Source organism: Streptomyces sp. NPDC045026 (assembly GCF_056432625.1).
In genome coordinates, this window is the sequence record NZ_JBWKIS010000033.1 from 86,644 (window position 1) to 93,798 (window position 7,155).

Sequence of the window (7,155 nt, forward strand, 5' to 3'; positions counted from 1 at the left end):
AACACCTGATGGACCGCCTCACCAACACCGTCCGCCCCTACGCCTGGGGCTCGACCACCGCCATCCCGCACCTCATCGGTGCCGAGCCGACGGGCGAGCCGCAGGCCGAGATGTGGATGGGCGCCCACCCGGGAGCCCCCTCCCGGACCGGCCGCGGCCCGCTCAACGAGGTGATCGACCAGGCGCCCGAGCGTGAACTCGGCCCGCAGGCCGTCGCGAAGTTCGGCCCCCGCCTCCCCTTCCTCCTCAAAGTCCTCGCCGCGGGCGCCCCGCTCTCCCTCCAGGTCCACCCCGACCTCGCCCAGGCCAAGGAGGGGTACGAGGCCGAGGAGCGCGCCGGCGTCCCCATGGACGCCCCGCACCGCAACTACAAGGACGCCAACCACAAGCCCGAACTGATCTGCGCCCTCACGCCGTTCGAGGGCCTGTGCGGATTCCGCGCCCCCGAAGAAGCCGCCCGCTTCATCGAGGGCCTTGGCGTCGACTCCCTCAAGCCGTACGCCGACCTGCTGCGCGCCCACCCCGAAGAGGCCGCGCTGCGCGAGGTCCTGACGGCCGTACTGAGCGCGGGACCCGAGGAGATGGCCACCACGGTCACCGAGGCAGCAGCCGCCGCCGAGCGCCTCGGCGGCGACTACGCGCCCTACGCCGGACTCGCCCACCACTACCCGGGCGACCCCGGCGTGATCGCGGCCATGCTGCTCAACCACGTCCGCCTCAACCCCGGCGAGGCCCTCTTCCTGGGCGCCGGCGTCCCGCACGCCTACATAGACGGCCTCGGCGTCGAGATCATGGCCAACTCGGACAACGTCCTGCGCTGCGGCCTCACCCCCAAGCACGTCGACGTCCCCGAACTCCTGCGCATCGTCCGCTTCGAGGCCACCGACCCCGGCGTCCTGCGCCCCGAGGCGTCCCCCGACGGCGAAGAGGTCTACGCGACCCCCATCGACGAATTCCGCCTCTCCCGCTACGTCCTGCCCGAAGGCGCCACCGCGCACGACGTCACCGCCGAGACCCCGCAGATCCTGCTCTGCACCGCGGGCACCGTCCGCGCCGGCGAACTCGCCCTCACCGCCGGGCAGTCGGCGTTCGTCCCCGCCGGCGAAAAGACCGAAGTGTCCGGAGCCGGCACGCTGTTCCGGGCAACCGTGGTGGCCTGACGCGCCCCAGTCGTCCCGGGCTGCAACAATGACCCACCGCAAAGGGTGGGCAAAGCCCGGGACGGCGTTCACGGACAGATCCGTACGAGCTGTGGCCCGGGACCGCGTACGAAGGGACATCGGGAACACATGAGCGCTTCAGGCGGCACAAAAGCGATTGTGGCGGCACTCGCCGCCAACCTCGCGATCGCGGCGGCGAAATTCGTGGCGTTCCTCTTCAGCGGCTCGTCCTCGATGCTCGCCGAGAGCGTCCACTCGCTCGCCGACTCCGGCAACCAGGGCCTCCTGCTGCTCGGCGGCAAGAAGGCCCAGCGCGAGGCGACCCCGCAACACCCCTTCGGCTACGGCCGCGAGCGCTACATCTACGCCTTCCTCGTCTCCATCGTCCTCTTCACCGTCGGCGGCATGTTCGCCGTCTACGAGGGCTACGAGAAGATCAAGCACCCGCACTCGCTGGACAACTGGTACTGGCCGGTCGGCGTCCTCGTCTTCGCGATCATCGCCGAGGGCTTCTCCTTCCGTACGGCCATCAAGGAGTCGAACGAGCTGCGCGGCCAGCTCAGCTGGTCCCAGTTCATCCGCCGCGCCAAGGCACCCGAGCTGCCCGTCGTCCTCCTGGAGGACTTCGGCGCGCTGATCGGTCTGGTCCTCGCGCTCGGCGGCGTCGGCCTCGCGGTCGCCACCGACGACGGCACCTGGGACGGCATCGGCACCCTGTGCATCGGCATCCTGCTCATCGCCATCGCGATCGTGCTGGCCGCCGAGACCAAGTCGCTGCTCCTCGGTGAAGCCGCGGGCGTCGACCAGGTCAAGAAGATCGAGGCCGCCGTCGTCGACGGCGACACCGTCACCGGCGTCATCCACATGCGCACGCTCCACCTCGGCCCCGAAGAGCTCCTCGTCGCCGCCAAGATCGCCGTCCAGCACGACGACACGGCCACCGAGGTCGCCAACGCCATCAACGCCGCGGAGGCCCGCATCCGCGAGGCCGTCCCGATCGCCCGCGTGATCTACCTCGAACCGGACATCTACAACGAGGCGGCCGCCTCCGCAGGCGCCAACCCCGCCAAGACCCCGGACAGGCCTGGCGCGGACAGCCCGGCCCCGGACAGCTCAGCCCCCGACAGCTCGGGTCCGGACGCCGACTGACCTCCCCGCGCACGCCGGACCCGGAGGCGGGCTGGGTCCGGCTGGGCCGATCGGTGTAGATTCGTCACCGAGCCAGACGTCGCTGCTGATGGCGGTCGGGCGGCCCGCACGACGGGCCGGCCGAGGGAGAGAGGGCCTCCGACGGACTGCGCTGTGAGCGCCGGGCACTCGTATGCCCATCGCCGCAGACCAGCCATGCCCACCTCGACCCACCACCACGAGGAGCAAGCTCCCTATGACGACTGTCGACAACCGACAGGACCAGGACTTCAAGGTCGCCGACCTCTCCCTGGCCGACTTCGGCCGCAAGGAGATCACGCTCGCCGAGCACGAGATGCCCGGCCTGATGTCCATCCGCAAGGAATTCGCCGCCACGCAGCCGCTCGCCGGCGCCCGCGTCACCGGCTCCCTGCACATGACGGTGCAGACCGCCGTCCTCATCGAGACCCTCGTCGCCCTCGGCGCCGAGGTCCGCTGGGCCTCCTGCAACATCTTCTCCACCCAGGACCACGCCGCCGCGGCCATCGCCGTCGGCCCGAACGGCACCCCGGACAACCCCCAGGGCGTCCCCGTCTTCGCCTGGAAGGGCGAGACCCTCGACGAGTACTGGTGGTGCACGGAGCAGGCCCTGACCTGGCCGAACACCCCCACCGGCGGCCCGAACATGATCCTGGACGACGGCGGTGACGCCACCCTCCTCGTCCACAACGGCGTCCAGTACGAGAAGGACGGCAAGGTCCCTTCGGCCGACACCGCCGAGTCGGACGAGCACCGCGTCATCCTCGAGCTCCTCAACCGCACCATCACCGACGGCTCGCAGAAGTGGACCCAGCTCGCCTCGGAGATCCGCGGCGTGACCGAGGAGACCACGACCGGCGTCCACCGTCTCTACGAGATGTACCGCGACGGCACCCTGCTGTTCCCGGCGATCAACGTGAACGACGCCGTCACCAAGTCGAAGTTCGACAACAAGTACGGCTGCCGCCACTCCCTGATCGACGGCATCAACCGCGCCACCGACGTCCTCATCGGCGGCAAGACCGCCGTCGTCTGCGGCTACGGCGACGTCGGCAAGGGCTGCGCCGAGTCCCTGCGCGGCCAGGGCGCCCGCGTGATCATCACCGAGATCGACCCGATCTGCGCCCTGCAGGCGGCGATGGACGGCTACCAGGTCACGACGCTCGACGAGGTCATCGACAAGGCCGACATCTTCGTCACCACGACCGGTAACAAGGACATCATCATGGCCTCGGACATGGCCAAGATGAAGCACCAGGCGATCGTGGGCAACATCGGCCACTTCGACAACGAGATCGACATGGCCGGCCTCGCGCAGATCCCCGGCATCGTCAAGGACGAGGTCAAGCCGCAGGTCCACACCTGGAAGTTCCCCGACGGCAAGGTCCTTATCGTCCTCTCCGAGGGCCGCCTCCTGAACCTGGGCAACGCGACGGGCCACCCGTCCTTCGTCATGTCCAACTCGTTCGCGGACCAGACCCTGGCCCAGATCGAGCTGTTCACGAAGCCCGACGAGTACCCGACCGACGTCTACGTGCTCCCCAAGCACCTCGACGAGAAGGTCGCCCGCCTCCACCTCGACGCCCTCGGCGTGAAGCTGACGACGCTGCGCCCCGAGCAGGCCTCGTACATCGGCGTAGAGGTCGACGGCCCGTTCAAGCCTGACCACTACCGCTACTGAGCGGACACCGGTCCCGGACAGGCCCCTCGCACTCCGGTGCGGGGGGCCTGCCCCGTACCGGCCCGGCATCCCGCACCAGCCGACGTCCGCACGACCCCGAAGGACCTCGAGAGCCCCCATGCCCCGCGGCCGCTATTCGCTCCACGACACCCACGACCACACCCCCCTCGGCGAAGAACACTTCCACTGCGCCCCCGGCCCCTCCGGTTGGCGCTACGTCTCCCAGACCGTCACACCCTCCGGCGACCACTCCGGCTCCGTCGACCTGGCCATCGACGAACTCGGCCGCCCCATCCGCCTCGAACTCAACTCGGCGAGCTGGCAGGTACGAGGAGCAGCCATCGACGGCGTCACCTGGGTCCGCACCGACCCCACCGGCACCCACGCCACCGAAGGCAACGCCGCAGCCCACGCATTCACCGGCACCTCGCCGGCCTTCCTCGTCGCCACCGCACGCCTGCTGCGCCTCACCCCCGCTTCCCCCGCGACCCGCGTCCGCCTGGTCCGTTTCACCGACCCGGTCCTGGCCCCCCTCACCCTCGACCAGTCCTGGGCCCTGCTGAAAACAGAAACACACGACACTGACAACGGCCCCCTGAACGTCGACGAATACCAGGTCACAGACCTGGACACGGGGGAGCAGCAGGCCGTCCACCTCGCCGGCGACGTGGTGCTCGCCGCCCCCGGCATCGAGCTCGAACACCTCGAATCCCCACCGTCGACCTTCGCCTGAGCGACGGGGCCCGCGTCAGGCAGGCGGCACGAAACCGGTGCCAGGCCCCGCGTCCTCGCGAGGAGCCACAGGCGGGACACCAGGGGTGGTCGCCACAGGCGCGCCGGCCGTCCACCCGGGCTGCCCAACCGGCGCCCCAGCCCCCGGACGCACCGGACCCTGCCCGGCTGCCGGATACACCGGACCCGCACCAGTCACCGGAGCCGCACCGACCGCAGCCGCACCCCCCGCCACCCCGCCGAAGGCCCGCTGCGCATCCCGCGACTGCCGCTCATGAACCACCGCGGCCAGATACGCGGCAGGCGGCACATCCCGCGGCGCCGGAGTCCCCGTACAAGCCGCCAGATCACCGGCAAGCCGCTCAGCCATCGAATGGCCCACCTGCGGATCCAGCTGTCCCATCCGCGTCAGATACGACCGGACCGCCAGCCACAGCCCGTCCGGCACCCCCGACAGATCGAGCCCGGAGAACCGCCCCACCAGCCACGGCGGCGGCGGAGGCACGAACCGCGCCGGCCCCGCAGGCACCCGCTCCCGCACGACGAGCGTCCCCGCGAACACGTCCCCGAGCCGCCGACCCCGCTCGGACACCAGCGACGCGATACACGCCACCACCCCGAACGTCATGAGGATCTCCACGACCCCGACGGCCCCACGCACCAGCGCATGCCGGAACCGGATCGGCCCCCCGTCGTCACGCACCACGCGAAGCCCGCACGCCAGCTTGCCCAGCGAACGCCCATGGCTCAGCGTCTCCACCGCGATCGGCACCCCGACAAGCACCAGCAAAAACGTCGCCACCGCCACCGCGGCGGCCGCCGCCTCGTCCAGGGAAGCGGTCGACGCCACGATCCCCATCGTCACCACGATGTACACGGTGAACGCCACGACGAGATCGATGACCACCGCCAACGCCCGACTGGGCAGTTTCGCGGGGCGCAGCTCAAGAGCCACCGCCTCGCCCGTCACAAGCTCACTCACGCCGGCCGTCCTTCCCTGCCCTGCCCTCGGAACCGCCAGTCTGCCAAGCTGAGGGCGCATCGCGCCGCAGAGGTAGCCACAGCAACAGCAGCCGAGGAGCAGCCGACCCGATGGACCTCGACGTCTTCGTGTCCGCCCACCGAGCCGAGTGGGACCGCCTGGACGCGCTGCTTCGCCGCCGGCGCCGCCTCACCGGCGCCGAAGCGGACGAACTCGTCACGCTCTACCAGCGGGCCGCGACCCACCTCTCCTTGATCCAGTCCAGCGCCCCGGACCCCCAGATATCCGGCCGCCTCACACAACTGGTGGCACGCGCGCGTAGTGCCGTGACAGGCACCCGCCGCGCCTCCTGGCGCGACGTGACCCGCTTCCTGACCCAAGGCTTCCCCGCGGCGGTCTACCGCTCGCGCCACTGGTGGGTCCCCACCGCACTCCTCTCCACCGCGATAGCCGCACTCCTGGGCTGGTGGATAGGAACCCACCCAGAAGTACAGGCGTCGATCGCGGCCCCGTCCGAACTGCGCGACCTCACGCGCCCGGGCGGCCAGTACGAGACGTACTACTCCAGCCACCCCGCGGCATCCTTTGCCGCCCAGGTGTGGACGAACAACGCCCAGGCGGCCGCCATGTGCCTGGTCCTGGGCGTCTTCCTCGGACTCCCCGTCCTCTGGATCCTGTTCCAGAACATGCTGAATCTGGGTGTGGGCATCGGGCTGATGTCCTCGGCCGGCCGCCTCGACACCTTCCTGGGCCTGGTCCTGCCCCACGGCCTCCTGGAACTGACGGCGGTCTTCGTAGCGGCCGGTACGGGTCTGCGCCTCGGCTGGACCGTCATCGACCCGGGCCCCCGAACCCGCCGCGCGGCCCTCGCCGAGGAAGGCCGCGCCGCCCTGGGAATGGCGATCGGCCTGGCGCTCATCCTCTTCATCTCGGGCGCGATCGAAGGCTTCGTCACCCCCTCGGGCCTCCCCACCTGGGCCCGCATCGCCATTGGCGTCATCGCCGAACTGGCATTTCTCGTCTACGTCTACGTCCTCGGCGGCAGAGCGGCCCGTGCCGGCGAGACGGGGGACCTGGACCAGGCGGAGCGCAGCGCCTCGGTCCCCACTGCCGCCTGATGTGCGTTCACGGCATCTGACCTGCTAGTCTCCTCGTCGCCCCACAAAAGCCGTTGACACGGACGGAGTGGGGAGGTAGATTCGAACAGTTGCCCCGGATTCGACAGGATCGGCCGCAACGACTAGGGTCTGACTCGCTTCCGAGAATTCTTCTCCAGAAGCGCACCCCCGATAAATCGGAAAACGAACGCCGGTCAATCCGGCCGAGAACTTCTGATAAAGTCGGAACCGCCGGAAAGGGAAACGCGAAAGGCCGAAAGGCTGGAGCGGAAACCTGAAAGGCACCGAGGAAATCGGACACGAAAGAGTCTGATA

General features: G+C 69.9%; 6 protein-coding genes. 5 read left to right on the plus strand and 1 reads right to left on the minus strand.

The features are described 5' to 3' along the window. The first annotated feature begins 8 nt into the window (after positions 1-8). From manA to AC07EJ_RS40185, 4 genes are all read left to right on the plus strand, one after another. The gene (gene manA / locus AC07EJ_RS40170) at positions 9-1,160 is read left to right on the plus strand and encodes a mannose-6-phosphate isomerase, class I (protein WP_389488289.1); all 1,152 of its coding nucleotides are present in this window, start codon (positions 9-11) and stop codon (positions 1,158-1,160) included. A gap of 129 nt (positions 1,161-1,289) precedes the next feature. After that, positions 1,290-2,309: a cation diffusion facilitator family transporter gene (locus tag AC07EJ_RS40175; protein ID WP_389488287.1), complete on the plus strand. Its 1,020-nt coding sequence runs from the start codon at positions 1,290-1,292 to the stop codon at positions 2,307-2,309. A gap of 235 nt (positions 2,310-2,544) precedes the next feature. Next, positions 2,545-4,008 (plus strand): adenosylhomocysteinase, encoded by a 1,464-nt coding sequence (ahcY, locus tag AC07EJ_RS40180; RefSeq protein WP_389488285.1) that lies wholly within the window; start codon positions 2,545-2,547, stop codon positions 4,006-4,008. Between the two features lie 118 nt (positions 4,009-4,126). After that, positions 4,127-4,741: a hypothetical protein gene (locus AC07EJ_RS40185; RefSeq protein ID WP_389488283.1), complete on the plus strand. Its 615-nt coding sequence runs from the start codon at positions 4,127-4,129 to the stop codon at positions 4,739-4,741. Between the two features lie 15 nt (positions 4,742-4,756). Here the strand turns inward: AC07EJ_RS40185 and AC07EJ_RS40190 are convergent, their stop codons facing one another. Further along, positions 4,757-5,722, minus strand: a complete 966-nt coding sequence (locus tag AC07EJ_RS40190) for an RDD family protein (protein ID WP_389488281.1) — start codon at positions 5,720-5,722, stop codon at positions 4,757-4,759. Between the two features lie 110 nt (positions 5,723-5,832). On the opposite strand from AC07EJ_RS40190, the gene AC07EJ_RS40195 reads away from it, so the two are divergent. Continuing rightward, on the plus strand, positions 5,833-6,840 hold the full coding sequence (locus tag AC07EJ_RS40195; protein ID WP_389488279.1) for a stage II sporulation protein M: 1,008 nt from the start codon (positions 5,833-5,835) through the stop codon (positions 6,838-6,840). Positions 6,841-7,155: the final 315 nt, after the last annotated feature.

Coding starts and splice junctions, on each gene's coding strand:
- AC07EJ_RS40195 (WP_389488279.1), top strand. CDS start 5,833: ATGGACCTCGACGTCTTCGTGTCCGCCCACCGAGCCGAGTGGGACCGC.
- AC07EJ_RS40185 (WP_389488283.1), top strand. CDS start 4,127: ATGCCCCGCGGCCGCTATTCGCTCCACGACACCCACGACCACACCCCC.
- ahcY (WP_389488285.1), top strand. CDS start 2,545: ATGACGACTGTCGACAACCGACAGGACCAGGACTTCAAGGTCGCCGAC.
- manA (WP_389488289.1), top strand. CDS start 9: ATGGACCGCCTCACCAACACCGTCCGCCCCTACGCCTGGGGCTCGACC.
- AC07EJ_RS40175 (WP_389488287.1), top strand. CDS start 1,290: ATGAGCGCTTCAGGCGGCACAAAAGCGATTGTGGCGGCACTCGCCGCC.